The following is a 26,353-nucleotide window of genomic DNA, read 5'->3' as shown; positions in this document are numbered from 1 at the left end:
ACATAACGTAAAGCACGTCTTTCACCAACGGTTAATTTTGCTCTGTTATTCTGAAATAGAATAGCCGGTGAAAAATAAAGGAAGGGGAAATGAAAGCAACAATCGTTTTAGTAGTTTATTTACTGTGTTTAATAGGGTGCAATGACAAAACAAAAACCACACACTATGTATGCAATGATAATAAAGCCGTGCTTAATGTCTTAGCAAACGAAAAAGCAGCACTCACTTTTAAAAATAAAATCTATCATCTTACGCATGAAAAAAGCGCCTCTGGTAATAAATACATTAGTAACAAAGTCCTTTTTTGGGGGAAAGGCACTAAAGCTATGCTTATAATTTCAGGGAATAAACACCTTTGCAGCACAAGATAACAACCCACTAACAACATATTAAAAAACTTGCTACACTAACAAAAGTCTTAATTTTGTTGATGAAGTTATGCGTTCTATTGCCATTAAACATAAAATAATTTTAGCCTTTTCTGCCATTGGTTTACTAATGCTTATTAGTAGCTTATTTTTTTACTGGTCCTTAAATAAAATAAGCACCACAACTTCACGTATAGAAAACCTTGCCGTACCAGCCCAACAAGTAAGTAAAGACTTAAGGCTATCGCTTCTTTCTATTACCAAATTCAATGCTCTAGCTTATAGTCAAACAAAACCTGATTTATTACTGACCAATAAAAAAGAAGCACTTAGCGAGCAACAAGAATTCAGTAAGATGCTCAATGCACTTAAGCCGCAATTAACGGGTCAGCAAAACATGCAAACTTTGCTAGTTGGCGCTTCAAAAAACTTTGAGCAACTAAGCAAAACAAGCGCAAACATGTTTAATGCCAAAGAACAGCGTTTTAGTGCGCAGTCGGCTGCCGCTATATTAATTACAGAGTTTGGTGTTGAGCTCAGCAATCTCAGTAATGGCTTACTCGATATAGAACTCATAGAGGTCAGTGCAAAGCAGCAATCTTTACTCAGCTCTGTATTTGGTACTGCAACACGCATAGACGACTTACTATTTAATTTAAGCAACAATATTAAAAGTATTACGCAAACTACCAGTGTTAGCGACTTAAATGATCATCAACAAGATACCCAATTTTTACTTGATAACATCCAGCCAAACTTTGTGTATTTAGAACAGCAAGCCACTCCCTTTGGTGACAGTTTAAACGCGGCTCAATTCACCGAGCAATTTAATAACTTAAGATCACGATTGAATGGACCCGACGGTATTTACGCTCAGCAAAATAAAGCGCTTAAAAACACCCAAATGGCACAGCAAAGTTTTGAGCGCTTTCAACAAGAATTTATAGACACAGAAAGCCAATTATTACAGCTTAACAAGCTAGCTGACGAGCGTTTTCAAACACTGCAAAACAGTGCCAAATCGGCCATTAATATGGGCTCTAGCTCTGTTGTTATAATTGCGATTGTACTTATTGGATTACTTATTGTTATTTCAATATTTACAACCAATGCTATGCTAAAACCGCTTAAAAAAGTAAATAGCGATTTAGCACGTATTGCCTCGGGTGATTTTTCCAAACGCAGCCAACCGCGTAGCAAAGATGAGTTTGGCACTTTACTTAACAACATTAATAAGCTTAGTGACGATTTATCACACCTTATAAAAGCAATTAGTAATGATGCCCACGAGCTTGATAAATCGGCCATTCAAACAAGTGAAAAAGGTCAACAAATGACCATTGTTGCTCAGCAACAATTAGAACGAAGCGCACAAGCCACAGACCTTGCACATAGCATGTTAAATAATTCGCAAGCGGTTTATGAGCAGGCCGATAATGCATCTAACGAGATCACCAACGCCTCTCAGTTTGCAAACGACGTCAACCAAATAGCTAACGACAACAGTTTAAGTATTGAAGCACTCTTAAATCGACTCGATAAAGCGGTAAGTAGCACAGAAGAGCTGGCTGAGTTTACAGATTTAATAGGCGCAATTGTAAACACTATTAGCAGCATTGCAGAGCAAACTAATCTACTTGCATTAAATGCAGCAATAGAAGCGGCAAGAGCCGGAGAAAATGGCCGAGGTTTCGCGGTGGTTGCTGACGAGGTCCGCTCATTAGCGGCACGCACACAAAGCTCCACAAGTGAAATTCACACTATGATTCAAACGCTGCAACAACACACAAAAACGACGCAAAAAGAAATTAACGATGGCCAACAACAAGCTAAACAGTGTGTTGAAAACAGTGCTGAACTAAATAAAGCGGTTGAGCGTATAAAAGGAACATTACTTTCAATTAACCACATGAGTGAGCAAATTGCTACGGCTTCTCATGAACAGTTAACAAACAGTGATGATATTCAAAAAATAATGGCTAAGGTGACCGAACAAGCCACTTTAAATGCCAATAACGCAACCACCCTAGCAAGCGAAAGTGAAGACGTAAATCAACTTGCACACTCTTTAACAAGTGCCGTAGAGCGCTTTAAGTTTTAAGTGCAGGTGTAATGACTTGCTTTGCATGAAATGGGTATAATAGTTCAACTCTTTTGCTTAATAGCGGCCCATAATGAAATATAAAGATCTGCGCGATTTTATCAATTTACTTGAAAAAAAAGGTGAGCTTAAACGCATCACCCAAGAAATTGACCCGTATCTTGAAATGACCGAAATTTCCGACCGCACACTGCGTGCAAAAGGTCCTGCCTTATTATTCGAAAACCCAAAAGGGCACAGCATGCCGGTGCTTACCAATTTATTTGGAACACCAAAGCGGGTTGCCATGGGGATGGGTCAAACAGACGTTAACGAACTGCGTGAAGTAGGTAAGTTACTCGCGTTTTTAAAAGAGCCTGAGCCTCCTAAAGGTATTAAAGAGGCACTTGGATCTATTCCTGTGTTTAAAAAAGTGCTGAATATGCCAGCTAAAGAAGTTAAAAAAGCACCTTGCCAGCAAGTAGTTTTAGAAGGCGATGACGTTGATTTAACAAAGCTACCTATTCAACACTGCTGGCCGGGCGATGCAGCCCCTTTAATTACGTGGGGTTTAACCGTAACAAAAGGGCCATACAAAAAACGTCAAAATCTGGGTATTTATCGCCAACAGTTATTAGGTAAAAATAAAATAATTATGCGCTGGTTGTCGCATCGTGGCGGCGCGCTCGACTTTCAAGAGTGGTGTAAAGAAAACCCTGGCCAGCCTTATCCTGTGTCGGTGGCGTTAGGAGCCGATCCAGCGACCATTTTAGGTGCGGTAACTCCTGTTCCAGATACGCTTAGCGAATATGCATTTGCTGGGTTATTACGAGGAAGCCGAACTGAAGTAGTAAAGTCGATTTCAAATGACTTGCAAGTACCTGCCAGTGCCGAAATAGTACTAGAAGGTCATATTATGCCAGGCGAAATGGCGCCTGAAGGCCCCTATGGCGACCACACTGGTTACTACAACGAAGTAGATGACTTCCCTGTTATGACCGTAACTCATATTACACACCGTAAAGATCCTATTTATCACAGCACATTTACTGGCCGTCCGCCTGATGAGCCGGCTATTCTAGGTGTTGCACTAAACGAAGTGTTTGTTCCGATATTACAAAAACAGTTTCCCGAAATTGTCGATTTTTATTTACCGCCTGAAGGGTGTTCGTACCGCATGGCAGTAGTCACAATGAAAAAACAATACCCTGGTCACGCCAAGCGCGTAATGATGGGAGTATGGTCTTTTTTACGCCAATTTATGTATACCAAGTTTGTAATTGTGTGCGACGACGACATAAATGCACGCGACTGGGAAGATGTTATTTGGGCCATAACAACTCGTATGGACCCAGCGCGTGATACTACGTTAATTGAAAACACCCCAATAGATTATCTAGATTTTGCCTCTCCGGTATCGGGACTTGGCTCTAAAATGGGGATGGACGCAACCAACAAATGGGCAGGCGAAACCGACCGCGAATGGGGTGAACCAATAGTGATGGACAAAGCCACCAAAGAACGTGTTGATGATATTTGGGATAGCCTTAAAATTCTCTAACAACTCAACAAACCAAGCGGTGGCCAATAATTTATTTGCCATCGTTCGGACAAGCTATAAACAGGCTATAAAATAACCCTGTAGATATGCTAGAATCGACTCATTCAATTGCGTATCTGCTGTCAAAAGCGCTGCTAAAAGGTAAAAAATGCAAACATTAAAAGCTGAAGTTGTAGCTATCAGCCCACTTACAGAATTTGTTAACAAAGTAATTTTAAAGCCACAACAACCTGTGACCTTTGAAGCGGGCCAATACATGCAACTGGTGTTAAGTGAAAAAGACAAACGCGCTTTTTCTATTGCTAGCCGCCCATCTCAATGTGACGAAATAGAACTACACATTGGTGCTTCGGGTGCAGACTCATACGCAATGCAATCGCTTGAACACTTACGCAATGCACATGCAAACAAGACAATGGTTGATATAGAAGCCGGGTTAGGTGTGTCTCAACTTCGATTACAATGTAATCGACCTATTATTTTACTTGCCGGTGGCACTGGTTTTTCGTATGTAAAATCAATGGCTGATCACTTGGCTGAAATAAACTGCGACCGCCCTGTATTATTTTATTGGGGTGTTAAAGAAGAGTCGGCATTGTACGCACATGAAGAAATGAAATTATGGGCAGAGAGCCATGAACATTTTGAATTTATTCCTGTTGTCGAAAACCCATCAGCTAATTGGCAAGGTCACACTGGTTTTGTGCACAAAGCAGTAATGCAAGATATTGTATCACTTGAACCTTACGACATTTACATGGCGGGTCGTTTTGACATGATAGGGATTGTACGTGACGACTTTATAGCTCATGGCGCTATTCGTGAAAACATGTACGCCGATGCATTTGCATTTATTAAGTAAACTCATCACATAGTTTAATAATAAGCACCTACGGGTGCTTTTTTTATGACTTTAAATTTTTAATAGTTTAAACCTATCATATTCATCAATATAAACAATTTCCTAAAATCCAATCTATAAACCATACTTTGTACAGAACATCAGCGGGAGAGACCCAAATGCTAAGTACAAAAGTAAAAGATTTTATGCAACGTAAGTTGCCAAACATAACACCAGACACCGAAATGACGACAGCCATAGCCGAGTTACAAAAATTTAAATTACTTGGTGCGCCTGTATTCGACAACGAAAAGTGCCTTGTCGGATTTATTTCAGAACAAGAGTTATTAAAGCCTTTAATGCAGAGCAGTTATTTTTGCGAAGGGGTTGTAAAAGTGTCGCAGCTTATGCAAACCAATGTAGTCACAGTAAGTAGCGATTTAAATATTATTGAACTAGCTGAACAAATGCAGCCAGGTAAGCCAAAAAACTACCCTGTGGTAGAAGGCGTAAAAGTGGTAGGAATGATAAATCGTGCCGATGTACTCAAAGCGCTCTACGATAACTACCTTAGCTGCCAAGAGCACTAATTTAAACCTGAGCGTTAGACAGTAAACCTCTTAACTAGCGCTCAAGTTGAGTCTACAAATATGCGGCTTTAAAGCGGCATATTTATTTGTATTGCTTAACGTGCACTCACTTGTGCTAATAGTGCTTTTTTATCGCCGTCGCTTAAAAATGCAATTTCCAACGCATTCGCTTGGGCTTTTTCTATATCAGCCTGAGATAAGCCAGCCTTTGGTGCTGCAATAATATATTCATGCTCTATTTCTATACCTTCAACAGCTGGATCATCTGTATTAAGGCAAGCAAGAATGCCATGATCTAAAAACTGTTTAAGCGGGTGCGTAGCTAGGTCGGTAACTGTACTGGTTTGAATATTACTGGTTAAACATGACTCAATACCAATACGGTTATCACGCAGGTAATCCATTAACGTTGGGTCTTCAATTGCTTTTACACCATGGCCAATTCTACTTGCACCTAGCTCGTTAATCGCTTGCCAAATACTGGGCGCACCAAGTGCTTCACCGGCATGAATGGTTGACGCTAAATACGCATCACGCACTTGCTTAAAGTGCTCGATAAATAACTCTCCCGGAAAGCCAATTTCATCGCCCGCTAAATCAACAGCCACTAAGTCATTTTTAAACGCAAGTAATGCATCAAGCTCATGTTGGCAGGTTTTAACACCATAAGTACGCGACAAAATACCAATTAAATTAGCTTTAATATTGGCATTCTTTGTTGCTGATTTAATACCATCAACCACAGCTTCGACAACACCTTGTGGATGTAAGCCTTGGCTTTGAGCCATGTAGTAAGGGCTGAAACGAAGCTCAACGTAATCAAGACCTTGTGCTTGTGCATCTTCAATATTTTCAATAGCTATACGGCGGCATGCATCGTAATCGCCAAGTACCGTAACACCCCAGTCTAGCTTTTGTAAGAAAGCGACAAGGTTTGGCTCTGGATCTATCACTTGAACATGAGGAATTAATTGTTCAACGTTATCTGCGGGTAAATCAATATTAAACTGACGACCAAGTTCTAGTATGGTTTGCGCGCGAACATTACCATCTAAATGACGGTGAATATCTAGCAAAGGTAGTTTTCTATTGATCATAGTAGCACCCAGTTTAATTAAATTTTTGCGCATAATACGCAGATAGAGTTATTTTTCAAGTGTATACGCTTTGTAATATTATTAAGCGGTCATATGTCTGCTTTTTGTGCATATATTCACGCACTTAACAATAATATGTATAAAATAGTCTCGCCTTACTTTTTATTATTTCGCTAAATTTAAAAAATACCTATAAAAAAGCACAGGTAAAGCATTTATACAACGCCTATAACCTGTGCCTAAAATTTATAACTAATCAGCTAGTAAACTTATTTGTTATATAAAACGAGCGCCTTTTCAGCCTGTGCCGTGTTTTTGTAACTCAAAGCTGCCTGGTCTGCAAATTGGTGTTTATTATCACCATTGAGTGCTTTGTCAAACACACGTGCCGCTAAGTCATAGTCACTTTGTGCATTAGCAAGGCATGCAAGCGACAAGAGCAGTGCTGTATTAGTGTCGTCTTTTTTAAGGCGATCTTGAATACTGGCTTGTAATTTGTGCGCTTCGCCATGGTTTGCATTATTTAAGATAGTAGCAAGCTCATCATGTTGGCTGGCGTGCTTAACCATTTTAGTTAAATCGCCCTCAATAACAGCAAGCTGACCTGTTGCAGCCATTTGAGTTAAATACGCAGTATGCGCATAAGTTTGAAGTTTTCGTGGTAATTGTTTGTATTTATTTGTTAGTTCATCAGCTGATTGAGCCGAAAAATAGGCAGTAAATACACGCGTCCACTGATCACTAGAAAACACTTTTTTACGCAGTAGCTTGGGTAAAAACTCTTCTAGCACGCTAAAGTGCTGCTGTTGTACCAATACCTCAGTGTACAGTTTAAGCTCAAGTGCAGTGGCTTTTTTAGCTTCTGCATTAACGCGCAACTGCGATTCAATTGCACTGCTATCGCCACTTGCCAACCATAGTTTTGCTACCTTCAATTGCTGCTCAGGGCTTATTTCAAATAATCGTTCTAGTGCTTTATCTACCTCGTTATTAGCAAGTGCCGCTTTAGCCAATAGTGCTAAACGAATATCATCAAATTTATCTGGCACACTGTTGCCAGAAAGTGCGCGCTCTACTTGTTCGTAATCGTCGTTTATAGCACTGAAAAGGGCTTGTTCAATTGCGGCGAATTTACGCTCTTCACTGCGGGCAAAAAAACCATGTTTGGTATTTCTATAAATTGATAATAAATAGCGTATTAGTTTATACGTAAAGTATAAAGTTGCTGCAGTCATTGCAGCCATAATACAAAACGAAACAATGGTGCCTTCTATTGTTGTGTTATTAAACGAGATAAGCACGTAGCCTTTTTCGTCCAGTACAAAGGGGGTAACCGCAAGTACAACAACAATAGCTACAATTAAGATTATTAGGCCTATCATTGCACCCACTCCTTAACCGTTTGTGTACTTTGCAAAGTGACCTCTTGGCTAAAGTTGAGCTGCTCTTTTTCTAATTTAGATAGCGTATTGAGTACTGATTTTGTGGCGTCATCATCTTGCTTAAAGTACTCGCCAGTTAAGCGCTTAGCTTCGCTTAACGCACTAAAATATATACTCGCTTGCTTACTTAATAATGCGTCCTGCGCCTGTGCTATATTTAATTTAATTCGTTGATTAATTAAATTACGCTCTTGATCGGTTAGTAAAGGTTCAATAGCAATCCCTTCATGGCGCCTAATAGTAATAAAACTATCAACAATTTTATTCCAACTATTACTGATATTTTGCTGCCAGTCGTTAATATCTTCGCTGAGTGCATGTTCATCAATTACCAATGTTTCCTCTGGTAAATTGACCGCATTAAACACCAATTCGTCAATTCGGTTAATAACACTATTTAGCTGTAAATAAATGGCCTCGGTAGCAACCGGTTTTAAACTATCAAGCGTTTGTATGTCTTGCATAATGGCTTGGCGAACTTCAATTGTGCCAGGGTACTCACTTAACAGTCCGTCTAAACGCTTTAGTACAGCGCTTGCGCCTTGGTAATCTTTTTCGGCCCACAGTTTAAACTCAGCCATTCGTTGTAAGCTGGTGACCTCTTGTGGGTTTAAAGATGAACCTTGCTGCTGCGCTTTTTGCAGCGCAGCTTTTAATGCTTGCTGATTTTCAAGAGTGCTTTGCGTTAATGCCTCAGATACTTTTTCTTCGCTATTAAATAACGCTTGTTGTAAGCTCATTTGAGAAGATTTAAGTGCGGCAAGCTCTTGCTGGAGCAGCTTGTTTTGCTCGCTAAGTTCATTAACAATTGTGTTTTGCGCTTTACCTGCATTTAGCTTTTGATAAAACTCGTAGCCAACTCCAGAGGCCACAACCAACGATATTAACAATGCAAGTGAAGCCACTTTACTTACTTTTTGTTTGTCATTTGCGGGGTTGTTTTTTACGCTTGCTGGCTCATTTTTAACTGATGTTGAACTCGAAGCTGTTGATGTTGTGTTTTCTGTTGTTATTGACTTAGGTTGTTCACTCATGCTGCTACCTTGCTGATTAATACAGGTAAACATAGCGTTATCGCTAGCCCCTGCTGCAATATGGATATTTGCCAAACTAACATGTTGTTGCTGTAAATATGCGGCTATGCGCTCGCTGGCAACATAAAAGTGGCACTGTTGTAACCATTGTAATTGTTGTGCAGCAAGGGGGGTAAACATGGCATCAACTGCTGCATTACTTGTTATGACTATACCGTGTACATTGCTGCTTTTCCAGTGGTCAGTCCAGTTACTGGTTAAATCGGGCACAGGCTCACGTTCATAAACAACACAATTATTTAAAAACGCGCCACGCTCTTTAAGTACCTTGGCGATGTCTGGGCGACCACCGTGCCCTTTAACCAATACAATATTGCTACCATCAACCTGAGCCAACGACTTAAGAGCCAATACCCCTTCTGAATCGAACTGCTTAGGCGTGGCTGCACGCACACCAAATAATTCATATATTGTATCGGCAGTTTGCTGCCCTACAGCATAAAACTGCGCTTTAATGTTTATATCGGGCTTTAATTGTGCCAGTGCTTTAACAGCGTCCTGAGAGATAAAAATAATTTTATCTGCATTAATAAGTGGGCTTAGTTGAGTACTAGAGGGCGTTAAATAGTTAATATTTAAAACAGGAAACAATGAAGCCTGATAACCCGCTTGCTCAAGTTGCTCTGCAAGGGCTGCGCCTTTTCCTTCGGGCCGAGTTATCAGAATATGTGTCATTTATGCGTCTCTGTATACGTCAGCTAAAATTTTATCTGCGCCTTGAGCAAGTAATTTTTCAGCCAGCTCTATTCCGAGTTTTTCGGCATCGTTAATATGACCCGCAACTTCGTCACGTAAAATTTCGCTGCCATCGACTGCGCCTACAAGCCCTCGTAAATGGACCTGTTCGCCATCAACTAACGCATAGGCACCTATTGGCACCTGACAACCACCTTCTAAACGGCGGTTCATTGCACGCTCTGCATTAACACGAATACGTGTATGTGTGTGCTCAAGCGGTGCTAATAACGCTTTAGTCACTTCATCTTCAATCCGACACTCAATACCTACAGCACCTTGCCCATTTGCAGGCAACGATATTTCTGGTTCAATGTAGTCAGCAATACGCTCGCCCATTTCTAAACGAATTAGCCCTGCCGCGGCTAAAATAATCGCATCGTATTGCCCAGCATCTAACTTAGCCAAACGCGTATTTACGTTTCCGCGTAGATCACGGATTTCTAAGTCAGGTCTCAGTGCTCTAATTTGGCATTGGCGGCGCAAGCTTGATGTACCTACTACCGCTCCTTCTGGTAACTCATTTAAGTTAGCAAAGTGATTTGATACAAACGCATCGCGCGGATCTTCACGCTCACAAATGGTATGAAGGGCTAATCCTTCTGGAAACTCCACCGGCACATCTTTCATTGAGTGTACGGCAATATCAGCTCGACCATCTAGCATAGCTTGCTCAAGCTCTTTAACAAATAAGCCTTTACCGCCAATTTTAGCAAGTGGTGTATCTAAAATAATATCCCCTTGTGTCGACATAGGGACTAACTCAACACGCACGTCATCATGAAAATGCTCTAGCTGCGCTTTTACAAATTCGGCTTGCCATAGCGCCAAAGCGCTTTTACGGGTTGCTATACGTACTAATTTTGTTTTTTCTGTCATAGGGGTATCCAATTAATTACTGCGGTTAGCATTATTTAGTTAGCTAACACTCTAAATTCTTTTTGAGCTATTAAATTACCTTGCTCATCAACAACAGCTACACGCCAATAGCCTGTTTGCGTGTTCATAATATTTTTTGTTGAATAAGTTCTGTAGCGTGGCGAAGTAACATTAAGTGAAATTTCGGCCATTGTTTCACTTTCAAAAGACCAAACATGTTTTACGCGCTGGCCTTGCAGCCCTTTAAGCTCACTAAAAAATGATAACGAACCTTCAAACTGACTTAAACGCACGTCGGCTGCAAACACATTAGTAGGTTCGCGTTTTACTACGCTGCGTGTAAGCACTGCGCGACTTATTTTACTGGTATCAATCTGAGCACCGAGTGCCACGCTAGCAATATGGGCATCTTCAGCAAATTGCTCTGTAACAGGTTGTGCATCAATATTACTCTCTGGCTCTAATGCGATTGTGCCAAGCTCAGAAATTTGCTCTGACGCAGGTACAGATACTGATTCACTTGTTGTATCAGCGCTTATTGCATTAGTGATCAACGCATCGTTTTTACTGTTATCAACTGTATTCGTTTTTTCAGTTATTGAGTCAACTGTTGATTGGGTTACTGTCGGCTCATCTGAGATTGGCGCAACGGTTACTGACTCAGCGTTTTCAAGTAAGGCATTGGTAATGTCCGCCTCTTGAGTTGTTGGTAGTTGCTCAGCAGGCAGTGTTTCAGCATGCTCAGTCTCTATATGCAATTGGTTGCTGGGTGCATTATGTGTTTCGCTTTCAGTTACTTCATCACCTTGTGTGCTATCAGTAATTAAAAGCTCTGTTTGTTCATTGGGATGTGCGCCCTGATCTGCATTTACTGAGCTGGTTAAACCATATATCACAGCCGCAGACGTCATTACTATCAACATAGCCAAACTCACAATTCGACGCCAATGCCATTCATAGCTTACCGTAGGTAGGCTGTTTTGTGGTTCGCGTTTTACATTTGCTTTAATAACTATTTTTTGACTCATATTGACCTCAGCGGCTCCAAAATTAGCTTAAACGGGCAATTAACCATTGGCGAATAGCGTGTAACTCTTCTGCACACACTTGGTGTGCCATTGGGTATTCTTGCCAGCTTACATCCATGTTATGTGCTGTTAATACATCAAATGCACTTTTACCTGCACTCATTGGTACCACGTTATCGTGACTACCATGTGCCATAAATACATTTAAATCGGTATGCTTTGCTTCATCTGTAAATTTATGCGGCGCGCACATATACGTAGACAGTGCCATAACACCCGCCAACTTTTGTTCAAAGCGCGGAGCTAAGTGAAGCGACACAACACCACCTTGTGAAAAACCAGCCAAAATAATTTTGTTAGCAGGTATTCCGTTGGCTATTTCTGTATTTATTAACGCCTCTACTTTTTCGGCAGACTCCCTCACCCCTTCTTCATCGGCACGTTTATCAAGCTCTATTGACTTAATGTCGTACCAAGAACGCATTTCCATACCACCATTTATGGTGACCGGTTGCACAGGCGCATGTGGGAAAACAAAACGCACGCCCAGCTCGGCTGGTAAATTTAATTGCGGCGCTACAGGGGCAAACCCATCACCCGAATCACCTAAGCCATGTAACCAAATAACTGTCGCTTTATGCGCGCTCTGCGCGGGGTATTGAACAAACTCTAAACTCATAATGATGATTGCCACTTAATTTCTTGGCCAGCTTGGCGAGTTGACGCTTCGTTAATGAATTCCCAAAACTCTGCACCAGAGCGGTTATCAATCCATTGACCGTCACGCATTTCAAAATGGTGACCATTGAATTTAGTTGCTACCCACACTTGATGAAGAGGCGCTTGCTTATTGATGACAATTTTACTCTTATCAGGAAAAATAATTTCTAAAATACCTTGCGCTGATTCGTAATCTAAATCGGCTTCACAATCATCAATTTGCTCTTCAATTGTGAACATAAGAGCTTCGGCTAATTGGTGATATTCGTGTTCAGTCATTGTTGATTCCTTTGCAGGCGGGCCGCCTAATATTGGGTACGTAATTGCGTTAAAAATATGCAGCTAGTGTAACAGGAATAAAATCATCCGCGAATAGCTGCATTTTTTAGATATTCTGTTACTCTGCGATTATAAAGCCAGCAACAATATTAATCTAATGAAAGCGACACATACCTTACAATTAAAAAAACTATTAATTTGCACGGCCCTATTTGGCGCATTAGCTGGCTGCGGACAAAGCGGCCCATTATATTTGCCTGAACAACAGGCCGAGCAAAACCAACCAGAAAACACTATGGCGCCTGCCGAAGAGGCCAAGCAACCTACAACACCAGTAAAACAGGAGCAATAAATGGATTTTTTTAACTATAAAAACAATCAATTGTTTGCTGAAGATGTGAGTATTGCCGCTATTGCTCAGCAATATGGCACGCCTTGCTATGTGTATTCTCGTGCAACGTTTGAGCGCCACTATCTTGCGTTTGCCAATGCGACTAAAAACCATAAAAGCTTGGTATGTTATGCCGTAAAAGCAAACTCTAATATTGCTGTATTAAATATTCTAGCCCGCCTTGGTTCGGGTTTTGACATTGTATCTAAAGGTGAGCTGGCGCGTGTAATTAAAGCAGGAGGAGACGCCGGTAAAGTAGTATTTTCAGGCGTTGCTAAAACCGCTGACGAAATAGCGTATGCATTAAAATTAGGGATTAAATGTTTTAACGTTGAGTCGGCCTCTGAATTAGAGCGTATTTCAGAGGTTGCGTGTGAGCTTAACTTAGTAGCACCAATTTCTATTCGCGTTAACCCCGATATAGATGCAAAAACGCACCCTTATATTTCTACTGGCCTTAAAGAAAACAAATTTGGCATTGATATTCAAACCGCTGTAAGTGTTTATCAACAAGCCGCTGCTTTACCTGGCTTAAACATAATAGGCGTAGATTGCCATATTGGTTCGCAGTTAACCGAAGTAAAGCCTTTTTTAGAAGCGCTCGACAAACTCCTTGCGCTAATAGATGAACTAAAAAGTGTCGGGATAGAATTAAGCCATTTAGACATAGGTGGCGGTTTAGGTGTTCCTTACGACAACGAACAACCACCTCATCCTAGTGAATACGCAGAGCAAGTAACGGCTCGCCTAGAAAACTACCGCCATTTAGAACTTATTTTTGAACCAGGTCGTGCCATTGCTGCAAACGCAGGGGTATTAATTACGCAAGTTGAATTTATTAAACAAAACCAAAGTAAATTTTTTGCTATTGTTGATGCTGGCATGAACGATATGCTTCGCCCTTCTCTTTATCAAGCGTGGCAAAAAATTATACCTGTGTCGGTTCGTGATGACGATACGCCAACTCACAACTTTGATATTGTTGGCCCCGTGTGCGAAACCGGTGACTTTTTAGGAAAAGACCGAGAACTGGCGCTGAAACAAGGCGATTTACTCGCCCAGCGAAGTGCTGGGGCATATGGCTTTACTATGAGTTCAAACTATAACTCTCGCCCACGCGTAGCTGAAATAATGGTAGACGGTGAACAGCACCATCTTATTCGCGAACGTGAAACCATTGAGAGTCTTTATCAAGGTGAGAAAATTTTACCATAAACGTTTTTGCCAACTAGCTGCTCTGTGGCATGATTACCACAGAGCAAACACGAATTAGAGCGCTATGTTAGTTAATTTTTCCAAAATGCACGGCTTAGGCAACGACTTTGTTGTTATTGATAACATTACACAAAATGTATTTTTATCACGAGATCAAATAAAAAAACTGGCTGATCGCCACTTTGGCATTGGCTTTGACCAATTACTCATGGTTGAAGCACCATACTCTCCCGATCTTGATTTTCATTATCGTATTTTTAATGCCGATGGTACCGAAGTAGAACAGTGCGGTAATGGTGCACGTTGCTTTGCACGTTTTGTGCGTATGAAAGGCCTGACTAACAAACATAAAATTAGTGTATCAACCAAATCGGGTAACTTAACGCTCTATATAGAAAAAGACGGCCAAGTTACGGTTAACATGGGGCACCCTAATTTCGAGCCAAGCAAAATACCGCTTAAAGCCAGCAAACGTGAACTCACCTACATTATAAGGGCTGAAGAACACACCGTATTTAGTGGCGCAGTATCTATGGGAAACCCACACTGTGTGCTTGAAGTTGACGATATTACGACAGCGCAGGTTGATGTATTGGGTCCACTGCTTGAAAACCACGAACGTTTTCCACAACGCGCTAACATTGGTTTTATGCAAGTTATATCGCAAGAGCATATAAAGCTAAGAGTATGGGAGCGCGGCGTAAACGAAACGCTCGCATGCGGCACTGGCGCGTGTGCAGCGATGGTCATTGGCCATATGCAAAGCAAGCTTTCAAGCGCGGTACAAGTCGACCTACCTGGTGGAACACTTCAAATACGTTGGAGTGGAGAAGGTCACCCTGTACGAATGACAGGCCCTGCTGAACACGTATTCGATGGACAAGTAGCGTTATGAGCGAGCTAAATGAAGAGCAAATTACTAGCTACTTACTCGCAAATCCTGACTTTTTAGTTAAACACCCAAACGTGCTTGCTCAGCTAGACCTTCAGCAGCAAGCGCAAGGGGCAACGTCTTTAGTACATATTCAACAGCGCCAATTGCGTGAACACAATACGCGTTTAAAAAATCAAATCGATACAATGAGTCAGCACGCAGTGCAAAATGAGCTCGTATACCGTCTCCTTAGCCAATGCCATCACCAGCTTTGGAGCCATGACGACTTTGATACCATCGCTAAAAATTTACACACTATTATCTGTTCAAATAACGACATAAATGACTTCAAATTAATAAAATACACCCCTGACTACGACGAGCTTATTGAACACCGCCTCACAAACTCTGGACATTACTTAGGGCGTATTACAGCACAAGAACGGGCTCTATTATTTAGTGATGACACGCAATCTGCAGCTATTTATTTAATTGGTGATGAAAAGCAACCTATTGCCATACTCGCGTTTGGCAGCAACAACGTGAACCATTTTGAACCCGCACAAGACAACCTGTTCGTTCTGGATTTTATTAGTGCCCTGCAGTTAAGGTTACAAAAACTCGCATGAGTGATGATGCGCCTAATATAAGCGAATTAAGTGACAACTGGCGAACACCCATTACGCTATTTAGCGACTACCTAAAATTTGAAAAACAATATTCAGCGCACACTGTAAATCAGTATGTTAGCCAACTTGGTTTTGCAGCCCTTTATTTTAATAAATTATGCGATGACTGGTTTGGCGTACAGGCAGAGCATATTCGCCGTTACAGTATGGCTTTACGCGCCAAACAATTAAGTGGCCGAACCATTAGCTTAAAATTGAGCTGTATCAGAAGTTTATATAAGTTTTTAAAAGCTAAAAATATTGCACAGCAATCGCATTATCACAATCCAGCTACCGGCATTAAAGGCCCCAAATTTGCCAAGCCTTTACCTAAAAACCTCGACGTTGATCAAATGGCTCGCTTGCTCGAAATTCCTGACGACGACCCTTTGGCAATAAGAGACAAAGCTATGATGGAACTTATGTATTCATCAGGTTTACGTATTAGCGAGTTAGTTGGCGCTAACATGCAAGATATTAATGCCAAAAGTGGCGAAATATTAGTTCGCGGTAAAGGTAACAAAGAACGCCTTATTCCCGTGGGAACAAAGGCATTAGACGCATTAAAAAAATGGTTAACCGTGCGCCCTCAGTTTGCAAAGCCAGACGAGCCAGGTGTATTTTTAAGTAGCCAAAAAAATCGTATTTCAATTCGCCAAGTGCGTTTGCGTATGCAAGAGTGGGGAATAAAGCAAGGTATTAGCTCACAGGTGCATCCGCATAAATTACGCCATTCATTTGCATCACATATTTTAGAATCGTCGGGTGATTTACGTGCTGTACAAGAATTGCTTGGCCACAGTAGCTTGTCGGCCACACAAGTGTATACCCATTTAGATTTTCAGCATTTAGCCAAAGTGTACGACAACACCCACCCGCGCGCTAAAAAACAAACTGATTAGGAAATTATAATGATCCGATTTAATCGTGCAATACGCCCTTTTTCTGTCATGAGCTTTGATTTAGACGACACGCTATACAACAACCACCCAATTATAAAAGCAGCCGTTAGCGCCCAACAAAATTACTTAAATGCATTACCACGCTACCAAGAACAAGGCCCTCAATACTGGCAACAATGCCGGCAACTTGCCGCTCTGCAACAGCCCGAGCTAAAAGACAATGTAACGCAGTGGCGCAAGCACACATTGCGTTTAGCACTATCAAAGTTAGGATTTACTGAACAAGAAGTCGCACTGCACGCTAGTAACGCCTATAACGCATTTGCCGATGCACGCAGTAACATTGTAGTCAGCGACGACGTATTAGTGCTACTTGATAACTTAGCGCAACATTTTACCTTAATCGCCATAACCAATGGCAATGTTGAAATAGAACGCTTTAATTTACACAATAAGTTTGAGCTAGTGCTACAAGCAGGCATGCACGGTAAAGCTAAACCTCATAGCACCTTATTTGACAAAGCAGCTGCGCACTTAAAAGTCACCAAAAGCGACATACTTCATATTGGTGATAGCCTAGATACCGACGTACAAGGCGCCAATAACACAGGTTGCCAATCAGTGTGGTTAAACGATCAAAACGCTAAGTATAACTACAAAGGCCTAGCTGACGTAGAAATCACCAATATTCACGCATTAACGCATTTTATTCATTCATAAGCTGCTTCGAGTAAATTAGCCTTATAAATTAAATTTAGGGAACAATTATGACTTTAAACGAATACCTTAAATCACATGCTGAGAACCCAAAAAACATTCAATTTACCGATACAATGGCGGTGATTGAAGCCAATTACGATTTTACTGCTTGTGCCTTTAATAACCACGGGTTGCTGAGCTCAGCGAGTGAAAATAACGGTTCATGTAAAATTTTTGCGTTTGCAAAACTCAATGGGCTTAGCAAGCAAAACACTCTTGATTGCTTTGGTAAGTTTTACCGCGATGAGGTGCTTAAAAACCCTAACGGCGACGACCACATGAACATTCGCACGTTTATGTTAGCGCCAGAGACGACACCATTTTTAGGCGTTACGTTTGAAGGCGAGCCTTTAACAGCTAAGTAACTGGGCTCCGATTAAAAAATTGAGTTATGTTATAAATTAAAGTGGTTTTTCCATAAAATAGCGGGTGCCGCAAAGTGGGTAGTTATCAAGTTGATACTTTACGCTGTATCCGCGTTTTTCATAAAAAGGTTTTGCTTGAAAGTCGAGAGTGTCTAGCTGGGCTTTTTTAGCGCCAAGCAATATTGCAGCTTGCTCTAACTCTGTGAGCAACTGCCCGGCAAGGCCTTCATTACGGGCGATTTCACTGCACCAAAGCCAATTTATAATTAGCCAATTGCCAAATATGCAACCACTAATACCAGCCATTAGTTCGTTATTATTATCAACAAATTTATAGCCGAGTGGCACTCTTTGCGCATCAAAATACTTGGCATTAAAATCAACTATTTTATTACGTAAAGTTGAGTTTAACGCATCACTGTTATCTGATTTTAATTGATACATATACCGCTCCTAAAAAAGCGATATTAGCAAACACACTTAATTAAAAAAGATTATTTTTACCGAAAGGCACTTCAAGTAAGTTGCTAGAAGTTTTTTCGGGCTGCCCGCACATTTCGTCGTAAGCACTTGTGTGGCGAAGCATCATTTGTGCGTACGCTATTTTTTCAAACCGCTTTTGTACATGCAGCGGGCTTACTGCTCTTACAAATTCGCCATCTTCCTCTGTTACATAATATTCAACGTTATTAATGATCACAGAAACCTGATAAAGCGCCATTTCAAGTGAGTGAACAACTACTTTTTGTAGCGGCTCATGATTTTTTAGTTCAGAAAATTTCATACCCATTTTTGTTCACCTTAATTAAATATCGCTCTATCGATACGCAGCTTTGCTATAATCGCGATCAGTTTTTTATTGCCAACTAACGAGAACACTTTATGAGCACCAAAATCCGCCTTGCTAAATACATTGCTCATGCAGGCGTGTGCTCGCGTAAACAGGCATCGCGTTTAATAGATGAAGGGGTAGTAACGGTAAATAATCGCCCAGCCAATCATATTGATCACGTTGATGAGCAAGACGACATAATAGTTAATGGTCAAGTAGTTAAAGGGGCAGCCGATTTAGTTTATTTTGCGTACCACAAGCCTGTAGGTATTGACTGCAAATTAAATGAAAATGATCACGCCAGCCTTATTCACCATTTACCTACCCTCACCCGGGTTTACCCTATTGGCCGATTAGATAAAGACTCTCGCGGCTTGCTTATTTTGACCAACGACGGTGACTTTTGTAATCAACTTATTCACCCTGACTTCCACCAGCCTAAACGTTATTTAGTCACGGTAGATAAACCGATTAATAACGCGTTTTGTGAAAAAATGGCTGCAGGTATCCCCGTTGATAAACAAATAACCTTACCGTGTGAAGTAACTAAAATAGCTGACAATCAATTTAGTATTATTTTAAAACAAGGACTGAATAGGCAAATACGTAAAATGGCGCATTACTGCGGCTTTAAAGTAATTGATTTATTTAGAGTGCAATTTAGCGAACTCGCCCTCTCAAACTTAAACCTACCTGAAAACCACTCTATACAAATTAATAAAACTGATATTTCAAAAATCTAACCTTCGTTTAAATAGCTCACAAAAAAGTTAAAAAATAACCTTGCAAAAATAGATTACAGGTGTAGTCTTGAGTTAAGGATTACATTTGTAGGCAATAAAATGATTGAGTTATCAAAAGCAGAGTTCGACGTGCTTGATGCGCTTTGGATTAATTACCCTGCCACCGCGAGCCAAATTATTGAGCGCTTAAGCGATGATAAGCAATGGCACGAAAAAACCATTAAAACCCTACTGGGTCGATTAGTTAAAAAAGGCGCACTGACCTTTGAAAAAGACGGCCGCCAATATATTTATACTCCCTGTATGGAGCGCGCCGACTACACATTAAAAGAAAGCAAAAATTTTATTGAGCGCTTTTTTAGTGGCCGTATAGCGCCGCTGGTAAGCGGGTTTGCTAAATCAGAGCAGCTTTCGCAGCAAGATATAAATGAGCTTAAAAGAGTCATTGATGACTGGGAAAAAAACCAAAAGTAAGGGATTAACATGGTTATTCAAACTGGGTTTAATTGGTTAATTGAGCAACAACTACTATTGAGTATTTTGTTTTGTGGATTTATTTTACTCGAGCGATTTGGTTTAAAAACCCTTGGCTCACGCTTTGTATACAAGTTAGCGTGGTTAATGCCTGCGGCATTAGTTATCGCTAATTTACCCAATGCGATTAAACCACTGCAAAATAGCAATATTAGCCATTACTTAATTACCCCTAATCAGCCTTTTACACATGAAATGGGTATTAGCTGGGCACTTATGTATGTACTTATTACTGCGGGGTTATTAATAGCTAGTTTTATTACACATACTCGTTTTGTTAAAAGCCTGCAGTTAACTGAGCTAACACACTTTAACCATACACTTACCACAAGTGCTAAAACTTATATCAGCCAACATGTAGCCACACCAATGGTGGTGGGTATTTTTCAAAGCAAGCTAGTACTGCCCAGTGATTATAATACCCATTTTGATAAAGCCACATTGGCGCTTATTTTAGAGCACGAAAACGTACACATTAAACGCAAAGACAACCTAACAAACGCATTCATGCTGCTACCCACTATTTTACTTTGGTTTAACCCACTCGCTTGGTTTTGTTACGCAAGCATGCGCCGTCTACAAGAGCTGACTTGTGATGAACGGGTACTTGCCAATAAAACCACACACCAACACATTTTATACAGCAAAGCCTTAGTGAACTGCGCGGCAGCAACGCCCGCAGGCCTAATGGCTTATTCACACTACGGAGATAAAAAAACCATGTTACAACGACTTACCAATATAAAGCACAGTGGCAGCAGCTCTCGCTTTGCCAAAGGTGGCTTACTGCTAGTTGCAGCAAGTATGTTAAGCACGCTCGCTATTGCAAAGCAACCACAAACAGAGGGCGCTAAACACGATCATATTTCACCAATAATTCGCATTGAGCCTCACTACCCAGCCCAAGCAGCTAAGCAAGGCATTAGCGGATCTGTGGTGTTAAAATACGATATTGCCGCTAATGGCAGAACAAAAAACATTAGTGTCATTCAATCTAAGCCGTCAGACGTTTTTGATAAATCAGCTAAAGAAGCGCTGGCAAAGTGGGAGTATAAAACCTCTAAGGCCGGCTTTAATGACGTACTTGTACAGCTCGATTTTGCCATAAACAGCGAGGTTGCACATACCGATTTGATAGAGCGAATTAAAGTATCGCATTAGTGCTGTTGGGTAATACAAGAACATAAAGCAAGCGCCCTTTTAGGCCGCTTGCTTTGTGGTTTTAACAATAAAGTTAAATACTCACTACAATCATGGCAATGGCAGTACCTAAGCCAATAAACCATACAAGCGAACGTATAATATCTAAGTTCAACCAATAAAAAATACAATACAAAATGCGTGAGACTATATGAGTAACCGCCAAGGTTTCGGTTATTGCGTTTACCGAGTTAGTACCAAATACCACTGCAATAGCAACAGCAAAAACAGCGAGTGATTCAAAACAATTTTGATGAGCAGCGAGCGTCCGAGCACCAAAGCCAGTTAGTTTTGCTTGTTGCGCCCTAGGATGTTTATTATCGTATCGACCTAATTTTGCCATTGCCATCGCAACCGGCACTTTTGCAAAGTAAGGCATTAATACAGCTAATAATGAGCATACTACTAATGTCGTCATAGTTTATTCTCTTATTATAAAATCTGATAATTTGAGCAATACATATACCATACACGCACAAAAAAAGCCGCCAATACGTTTTATGACAAACGCTGGCGGCTAAACAATAACATCACACTTACTATAGCTAAGTTTACTCATAAAGCAGTGCGGCATAATGTCGCAGGTGATGAATATTCACTATCACCTTTAATGCGTCGCTTTAATAATCAAAGATTGCTAACGTAAAGACCTTATTTTTTATCGACGAATACCATGACCTGGATCTTTTTCACTTTTTTAGCCGCTTTTATGCAAGCATGGCGAAATGCCCTGCAAAGTAATTTAAGCTCACATGCAAGTGTGGCTGGCGTAACGCTTTCGCGCTTTATTTTAGCCGGCCCCATTGCTGCCGTGTATTTGTACGGCTTGTATCAATATCAAGATACCGCCATGCCTACCTTTAATAATGCCTTTTGGGGATTTATTATTGGCGCAAGTATTATGCAAATACTCGCCACCGGCTTAATGGTAAAACTGTTTAAAATGAATAATTACGCCATAGGTGCAGGCCTTGCCAAGAGTGAAGCCTTAGTAGCGGCTATTTTAGGGGTATTGTTTTTTGGCTCTGCGCTTAGCCTACTTGGTTGGCTGGGTGTATTTTTAGGCGCTATTGCGGTGCTTTTACTTAGCGGTATAACTAGCGTAAAACACTTTGATGCCAAAACAGCGTTACTTGGCCTTGCCTGTGGTACCAGCTTTGCCCTTACATCGCTGTGGGTACGTGAAGCGAGCTTAAACTCAGGGTTATTATTTCCCCACTCAGCGGCATGGGTTTTACTGTTTGTAATAAGCCTACAAACGCTTATATTACTTGGCTATTTATTACTAAAAGAGCCACACACTCTTGGTAAACTTTGGCAATATAAAGGCACCACTGCCGCAATTAGTATTTTTAGCTGTGTAGGCTCTATTGGCTGGTTTAGCGCAATGAGTTTACAACATGTGGCGTATGTTAAAACGCTCGGGCAGATAGAAGTATTTTTTACTATGCTAATTGCTGTACTTTGGTTAAAACAACCGCTTAAAAAGCAAGATACCGCGGGCTTAATACTTATAGCCATTGCCGCTATTTTGGTGATGTTACCACTATAAATAAAAAAGGGTTTTAATTGAAAATAATACTACTACCGGGGCTTGATGGAACAGGAATGCTTTTTAAAGGAATACTCGAAGTACTTCCTAAGGCTTTAAATATTCAAGTGTTTTGTTTAGATGAACTCGAAGGCGATAGCTATGCTAAAAAAGCACAATACCTAGCTGAACATTTGCAAAGTACTGAATTATTTATCGTAGCGGAGTCATACTCTGGGCCAATAGCATATGAGCTATGTAATATATTGGGTAGTAATGTAAAGCAGATTGTATTTCTGGCAAGCTTTATTTCGGCGCCTAGTTCATTATCTCGGTGTGCCCATCTAATCCCTACATTTGCTTTGCAGGCATCAGAATTAAATATGTGGTTATTAAATAAAATAGGATTTGCAGGTGCGGGAAGTGACAGTCAAATTCTAGATGTATTTAAATCAATTAGCTTCGCAAATAAAGCTAAACTAAAAAATAGATTACAGAACATATCTCGATTACGTAAACCTCAAAACCCACACGCTACACCTGTGGTGTATATTAAGCCTACAAACGACATATTAGTTAATAACCGTGCTGTTGATGAGGTTAAAAGCGTATTTAATAATACAAAGGTAATCACAATATCCGGTGGGCATTTTATTGCTCAGACAAACCCTATTAAATGTGCAGACATTATAAAAAAAGAGATATATGAGAATAAATCGACTCAATATTTTTAATTTAAATAAAACGGCGCTAGTGAAATCAGGCGCCGCCATAAAATATAAATTAAGAGCTGATTTTTAGCGTTATCACACCGCAAATGATCATAAGCACACCCGCAATACGCCCAAACGTGGCTGCATCACCGTAAAGTAATATACCCACTAAAAACGTACCCGCAGCACCTATACCTGTCCATACGGCATAGGAAGTCCCCATTGATATTTGTTTTTGTGCAAGCCACAACATAAAACCACTGGCTGTTAAAAATGCAATGGCCATTACTATACCCTGCCAGCGTGTGTCGGGATTTTGTGAAATTTTTAAACCAATTGGCCAGCCTATTTCAAGCAAGCCGGCAATGACTAAATAAACCCACGCCATTAAACATCTCTCTTTTTCAAAATTACGTCGTATAAATCTTCGCGGCGATCTTTTAAATTACGCACTGTCCCCTCGCTATGAAGAATTTTTAACTTATCCATATCAAGGTCGCTAAATAATAACATTTCGGTATTAGGTGTTGCTTCGTTAAGTGTTGCATCGTGCGGGAACGAAAAGTCAGATGGCGTCAGTACTGCCGATTGCGAGTACTGTACGTCTAGGCTTTCAACTTGTGGTAAGTTACCTACTGAACCTGCAATAACCACATAACATTCGTTTTCGATTGCCCGCGCTTGTGCACAATGGCGAACCCGTAAATAACTATTTTTAGTGTCGGTCCAAAACGGTACAAACAGTATATCAAGCCCTTGCTTAGCTAATATGCGTGAAAGCTCTGGGAACTCTACATCGTAACAAATTTGAATACCTACGCGCCCAGCATCAGTATCGAATACGGCAATTTTGTCGCCGCCTTGAATCACCCAATCGTTTTGCTCATGCGGGGTTATATGTATTTTGCGCTGCTCGTCTATTTTACCGCTACGGTGGCATAAATAACTTACGTTATAAATTTTGTCGTCTTCGGCAAGTGGCATAGAGCCAGTAATAATATTGGCGTTATATTCTATTGCCATACGCGACATGGCGTTTTTAAACGTTTCGGTGTATTCGGCTAAATAGCGGATTGCTTCAGTTTGATTGCTTTGCTCAGTTAATCCCATCAGCGGCGCGTTAAAAAATTCAGGGAATAAAATAAAGTCACTTTTGTAGTCAGATACCGTATCTACAAAATACTCTACCTGCTTGAGCATTTCTTCAACCGACTCAACACAACGCATTTGCCACTGCACTGCCCCAACTCGTACTATTGATTTAGTCGATTCGAGTACGGTGTCGGTTGGCTCGTACATTATGTTATTCCACTCAAGTAAGGTGGCGTAACCTACAGACTCTTGATCCTCTGGTAGGTACTTTTTTAGTAATCGCTTTACCTGAAAGTCGTTAGAAAGCTGAAAACTTAAAATTGGGTCATAAAGCTCTTTTTGGTCAACCTTTTCAATGTATTCCATTGGCGTCATTTCACTGCTGTGATTGTAATAACGCGGAATACGGCCACCCGCTAAAATAGCGCGTAAGTTATATTGGCGGCACAATTCTTTACGGGCATCATAAAGGCGACGCCCTAAACGCATACCTCGATGAGTTTCGCTAATAGCAACATCCAAACCGTATAGCGCATCGCCATCGGTATCGCTGAATACACGGTCATGGCCGTCGGCAATGTCTTCGTAGGTATGCGGATTTGAAAAGCGGGCGTAGTCTACTTGCACGCTGAGTGCTAAACCCACCAGCACGCCGTCATCTACTATGCCTATTTGCCCTTCTGGAAACTGATCGATTAATCTAAAAATGGTATGGCTTGGCCATGCACCACCTAAGTCTGGGTAGGCTTGATCCATTAGCGTTTTTATTTGTGGATACTGCTCTTTGGTCAAGTTACAAATTTCTAGGTGGGTTTTTTCTGCCGACATACACAACTCCTTGGGGCATGGGAACAAAAAAGCTGAACAAATGCTCAGCTTAATAAACTATCTTATGCGTGCTAACTCACTTTGCAAGTTACTTTAAGCTACGATAAAACAATGTGGTTACTCGCTCTTTTGGTAGCCATTTTGCATATTTGAGACCCAGCTCTGATAGTGGGTCGGCGTCAAGTACTTGCTGCAAACTTGCATCGTTTTGCATTGCCTTAAGCATAACATCTTTGGCTTTTTGCACCAGCTTACGATACGTTATCAGCCCTGAACGGTCACTTACTGGACCATGCCCCGGAATAACTTGAGTATTATCGTCGATTTGGTTAATAACATCGTCAACCGCAGCTAATACTCCATCAACACTGCCGCCACTATCTACATCAACAAACGGTAAGCTACCAAAATTAAAATAAATATCACCCATGTGAACTATGTTGTCGTTACTAAAAAAGATAACTGAGTCGCCGTCAGTATGGGCATGTTTGTAATGCACAACATGTGCGTGTTCGTTATTAAAATGAAGTTTTAAATCGTGACCAAAACTAATACGAGGTAAAAATTTAGAACCCTCACCATGCTTTTCTTTCAAACGCTTATGAACATTGTCGTGCGCAATGACATGTGCACCTGCTTTTGCAAAATTTTCATTGCCGCCGGTATGGTCGCCATGGTGATGGGTATTAATTACAAATTCGGCGCTACCAGGCTTTAAGTCGCTGATGGTTTTTTTTATATCGTCTGAGAGCTTAGCAAACTGATCGTCAATAATATAAATACCGTCATCACCCACACTTGCAGCAATGTTGCCACCTTGCCCAAATAGTACATAGACACTTTCACTTAATTTTTCTGCGGTAACGGGGTTATCGTCTGCATGAGCCGATGCGCTCAGTAGTAAACCTGTTATTAACGCGGGTAGTAATTTTTTCATTTTAGTTCTCCATTGTTAGAGTTATATAGAACGTGATTACTTACATTTTGGCTCA

At 40.8% G+C, this 26,353-nt stretch carries 30 protein-coding genes; 17 read left to right on the top strand and 13 right to left on the bottom strand.

Going from position 1 to position 26,353, the window contains the following annotated elements:
* Positions 1-89 precede the first annotated feature (89 nt).
* From MTF67_RS15355 to MTF67_RS15335, 5 genes are all read left to right on the top strand, one after another.
* A complete protein-coding gene (locus MTF67_RS15355) occupies positions 90-371 on the top strand; it encodes an MliC family protein (protein WP_248520022.1) in 282 nt (93 codons plus the stop codon).
* 67 nt (positions 372-438) lie between these two features.
* On the top strand, positions 439-2,469 hold the full coding sequence (locus tag MTF67_RS15350) for a methyl-accepting chemotaxis protein (protein WP_248520021.1): 2,031 nt from the start codon (positions 439-441) through the stop codon (positions 2,467-2,469).
* A gap of 73 nt (positions 2,470-2,542) precedes the next feature.
* Positions 2,543-4,009, top strand: coding sequence for a 4-hydroxy-3-polyprenylbenzoate decarboxylase (gene ubiD / locus MTF67_RS15345; protein WP_006792455.1), 1,467 nt, complete (start codon positions 2,543-2,545; stop codon positions 4,007-4,009).
* Between the two features lie 148 nt (positions 4,010-4,157).
* Complete coding sequence (fre, locus tag MTF67_RS15340; protein ID WP_006792456.1) at positions 4,158-4,871, top strand: NAD(P)H-flavin reductase; 714 nt, start codon at positions 4,158-4,160, stop codon at positions 4,869-4,871.
* A gap of 158 nt (positions 4,872-5,029) precedes the next feature.
* Entirely contained in the window at positions 5,030-5,440 is a 411-nt protein-coding gene (locus MTF67_RS15335) for a CBS domain-containing protein (RefSeq protein WP_248520020.1), read from the top strand.
* 95 nt (positions 5,441-5,535) lie between these two features.
* Here the strand turns inward: MTF67_RS15335 and add are convergent, their stop codons facing one another.
* The 7 genes from add to cyaY form a co-directional block, all read right to left on the bottom strand.
* On the bottom strand, positions 5,536-6,537 hold the full coding sequence (gene add / locus MTF67_RS15330) for an adenosine deaminase (RefSeq protein WP_248520019.1): 1,002 nt from the start codon (positions 6,535-6,537) through the stop codon (positions 5,536-5,538).
* A 269-nt stretch (positions 6,538-6,806) separates the two neighbouring features.
* Entirely contained in the window at positions 6,807-7,919 is a 1,113-nt protein-coding gene (locus MTF67_RS15325) for a heme biosynthesis HemY N-terminal domain-containing protein (protein WP_248520018.1), read from the bottom strand.
* Positions 7,916-9,748: a uroporphyrinogen-III synthase gene (locus MTF67_RS15320; protein WP_248520017.1), complete on the bottom strand. Its 1,833-nt coding sequence runs from the start codon at positions 9,746-9,748 to the stop codon at positions 7,916-7,918. The genes MTF67_RS15325 and MTF67_RS15320 overlap by 4 nt, the downstream gene beginning before the upstream one ends.
* On the bottom strand, positions 9,749-10,687 hold the full coding sequence (gene hemC / locus MTF67_RS15315; protein ID WP_248520016.1) for a hydroxymethylbilane synthase: 939 nt from the start codon (positions 10,685-10,687) through the stop codon (positions 9,749-9,751).
* 35 nt (positions 10,688-10,722) lie between these two features.
* Positions 10,723-11,715, bottom strand: a complete 993-nt coding sequence (locus MTF67_RS15310; protein ID WP_248520015.1) for a DUF2914 domain-containing protein — start codon at positions 11,713-11,715, stop codon at positions 10,723-10,725.
* A 22-nt stretch (positions 11,716-11,737) separates the two neighbouring features.
* The gene (locus MTF67_RS15305) at positions 11,738-12,394 is read right to left on the bottom strand and encodes a dienelactone hydrolase family protein (RefSeq protein ID WP_006792463.1); all 657 of its coding nucleotides are present in this window, start codon (positions 12,392-12,394) and stop codon (positions 11,738-11,740) included.
* On the bottom strand, positions 12,391-12,714 hold the full coding sequence (gene cyaY, locus MTF67_RS15300; RefSeq protein WP_006792464.1) for an iron donor protein CyaY: 324 nt from the start codon (positions 12,712-12,714) through the stop codon (positions 12,391-12,393). Before cyaY ends, MTF67_RS15305 begins: the two co-directional genes overlap by 4 nt.
* A 157-nt stretch (positions 12,715-12,871) precedes the next feature.
* Between cyaY and MTF67_RS15295 the strand changes: the two genes are divergently transcribed.
* From MTF67_RS15295 to MTF67_RS15265, 7 genes are all read left to right on the top strand, one after another.
* Positions 12,872-13,066, top strand: a complete 195-nt coding sequence (locus MTF67_RS15295) for a lipoprotein (RefSeq protein WP_248520014.1) — start codon at positions 12,872-12,874, stop codon at positions 13,064-13,066.
* Positions 13,067-14,320, top strand: coding sequence for a diaminopimelate decarboxylase (gene lysA / locus MTF67_RS15290; RefSeq protein WP_248520013.1), 1,254 nt, complete (start codon positions 13,067-13,069; stop codon positions 14,318-14,320).
* Between the two features lie 64 nt (positions 14,321-14,384).
* Positions 14,385-15,215, top strand: coding sequence for a diaminopimelate epimerase (dapF, locus tag MTF67_RS15285; RefSeq protein WP_010557932.1), 831 nt, complete (start codon positions 14,385-14,387; stop codon positions 15,213-15,215).
* Positions 15,212-15,823 carry a DUF484 family protein gene (locus MTF67_RS15280; RefSeq protein WP_248520012.1) on the top strand — a complete coding sequence of 204 codons (612 nt, stop codon included), beginning with the start codon at positions 15,212-15,214 and terminating at the stop codon, positions 15,821-15,823. Before dapF ends, MTF67_RS15280 begins: the two co-directional genes overlap by 4 nt.
* Positions 15,820-16,764, top strand: a complete 945-nt coding sequence (locus MTF67_RS15275; RefSeq protein WP_008129459.1) for a tyrosine recombinase XerC — start codon at positions 15,820-15,822, stop codon at positions 16,762-16,764. Before MTF67_RS15280 ends, MTF67_RS15275 begins: the two co-directional genes overlap by 4 nt.
* Positions 16,765-16,773: 9 nt before the next feature.
* Complete coding sequence (locus MTF67_RS15270; protein WP_248520011.1) at positions 16,774-17,484, top strand: HAD-IA family hydrolase; 711 nt, start codon at positions 16,774-16,776, stop codon at positions 17,482-17,484.
* Positions 17,485-17,531: 47 nt separating this feature from the next.
* Entirely contained in the window at positions 17,532-17,888 is a 357-nt protein-coding gene (locus tag MTF67_RS15265) for a HopJ type III effector protein (protein ID WP_248520010.1), read from the top strand.
* 36 nt (positions 17,889-17,924) lie between these two features.
* Here MTF67_RS15265 and MTF67_RS15260 read toward each other — a convergent pair whose 3' ends face one another.
* Both MTF67_RS15260 and MTF67_RS15255 read right to left on the bottom strand, forming a co-directional pair.
* A complete protein-coding gene (locus tag MTF67_RS15260; RefSeq protein ID WP_248520009.1) occupies positions 17,925-18,332 on the bottom strand; it encodes a GNAT family N-acetyltransferase in 408 nt (135 codons plus the stop codon).
* A 40-nt stretch (positions 18,333-18,372) separates the two neighbouring features.
* Positions 18,373-18,678, bottom strand: a complete 306-nt coding sequence (locus tag MTF67_RS15255) for a DUF6482 family protein (RefSeq protein ID WP_006792473.1) — start codon at positions 18,676-18,678, stop codon at positions 18,373-18,375.
* A gap of 92 nt (positions 18,679-18,770) precedes the next feature.
* On the opposite strand from MTF67_RS15255, the gene MTF67_RS15250 reads away from it, so the two are divergent.
* From MTF67_RS15250 to MTF67_RS15240, 3 genes are all read left to right on the top strand, one after another.
* The gene (locus MTF67_RS15250) at positions 18,771-19,463 is read left to right on the top strand and encodes a pseudouridine synthase (RefSeq protein ID WP_248520008.1); all 693 of its coding nucleotides are present in this window, start codon (positions 18,771-18,773) and stop codon (positions 19,461-19,463) included.
* Positions 19,464-19,562: 99 nt separating this feature from the next.
* Positions 19,563-19,937: a BlaI/MecI/CopY family transcriptional regulator gene (locus tag MTF67_RS15245; protein WP_248520007.1), complete on the top strand. Its 375-nt coding sequence runs from the start codon at positions 19,563-19,565 to the stop codon at positions 19,935-19,937.
* Positions 19,938-19,946: 9 nt separating this feature from the next.
* Entirely contained in the window at positions 19,947-21,158 is a 1,212-nt protein-coding gene (locus tag MTF67_RS15240) for a M56 family metallopeptidase (protein WP_248520006.1), read from the top strand.
* 73 nt (positions 21,159-21,231) lie between these two features.
* Here the strand turns inward: MTF67_RS15240 and MTF67_RS15235 are convergent, their stop codons facing one another.
* Positions 21,232-21,615 carry an MAPEG family protein gene (locus MTF67_RS15235; protein ID WP_248520005.1) on the bottom strand — a complete coding sequence of 128 codons (384 nt, stop codon included), beginning with the start codon at positions 21,613-21,615 and terminating at the stop codon, positions 21,232-21,234.
* Positions 21,616-21,870: 255 nt separating this feature from the next.
* Here MTF67_RS15235 and MTF67_RS15230 point away from each other — a divergent pair, with 255 nt between their 5' ends.
* Together MTF67_RS15230 and MTF67_RS15225 are read left to right on the top strand one after the other, a co-directional pair.
* On the top strand, positions 21,871-22,749 hold the full coding sequence (locus MTF67_RS15230; RefSeq protein WP_248520004.1) for a DMT family transporter: 879 nt from the start codon (positions 21,871-21,873) through the stop codon (positions 22,747-22,749).
* Positions 22,750-22,766: 17 nt separating this feature from the next.
* Entirely contained in the window at positions 22,767-23,462 is a 696-nt protein-coding gene (locus tag MTF67_RS15225) for a hypothetical protein (protein ID WP_006792479.1), read from the top strand.
* Between the two features lie 49 nt (positions 23,463-23,511).
* On the opposite strand, the gene MTF67_RS15220 is transcribed toward MTF67_RS15225, so the two are convergent.
* The 3 genes from MTF67_RS15220 to MTF67_RS15210 form a co-directional block, all read right to left on the bottom strand.
* Positions 23,512-23,829 (bottom strand): multidrug efflux SMR transporter, encoded by a 318-nt coding sequence (locus MTF67_RS15220; protein WP_004588993.1) that lies wholly within the window; start codon positions 23,827-23,829, stop codon positions 23,512-23,514.
* Positions 23,829-25,361, bottom strand: coding sequence for a bifunctional GNAT family N-acetyltransferase/carbon-nitrogen hydrolase family protein (locus MTF67_RS15215; protein ID WP_008129436.1), 1,533 nt, complete (start codon positions 25,359-25,361; stop codon positions 23,829-23,831). Before MTF67_RS15215 ends, MTF67_RS15220 begins: the two co-directional genes overlap by 1 nt.
* Positions 25,362-25,449: 88 nt before the next feature.
* Positions 25,450-26,298 carry an MBL fold metallo-hydrolase gene (locus tag MTF67_RS15210; RefSeq protein ID WP_006792482.1) on the bottom strand — a complete coding sequence of 283 codons (849 nt, stop codon included), beginning with the start codon at positions 26,296-26,298 and terminating at the stop codon, positions 25,450-25,452.
* Positions 26,299-26,353: the final 55 nt, after the last annotated feature.

The organism is Pseudoalteromonas sp. 2CM32C (assembly GCF_023161925.1).
GTDB lineage: Bacteria > Pseudomonadota > Gammaproteobacteria > Enterobacterales > Alteromonadaceae > Pseudoalteromonas > Pseudoalteromonas marina.
The sequence above is the reverse complement of the archived record's forward strand: the minus strand, read 5'-3'. Positions and strand labels throughout refer to the sequence as shown.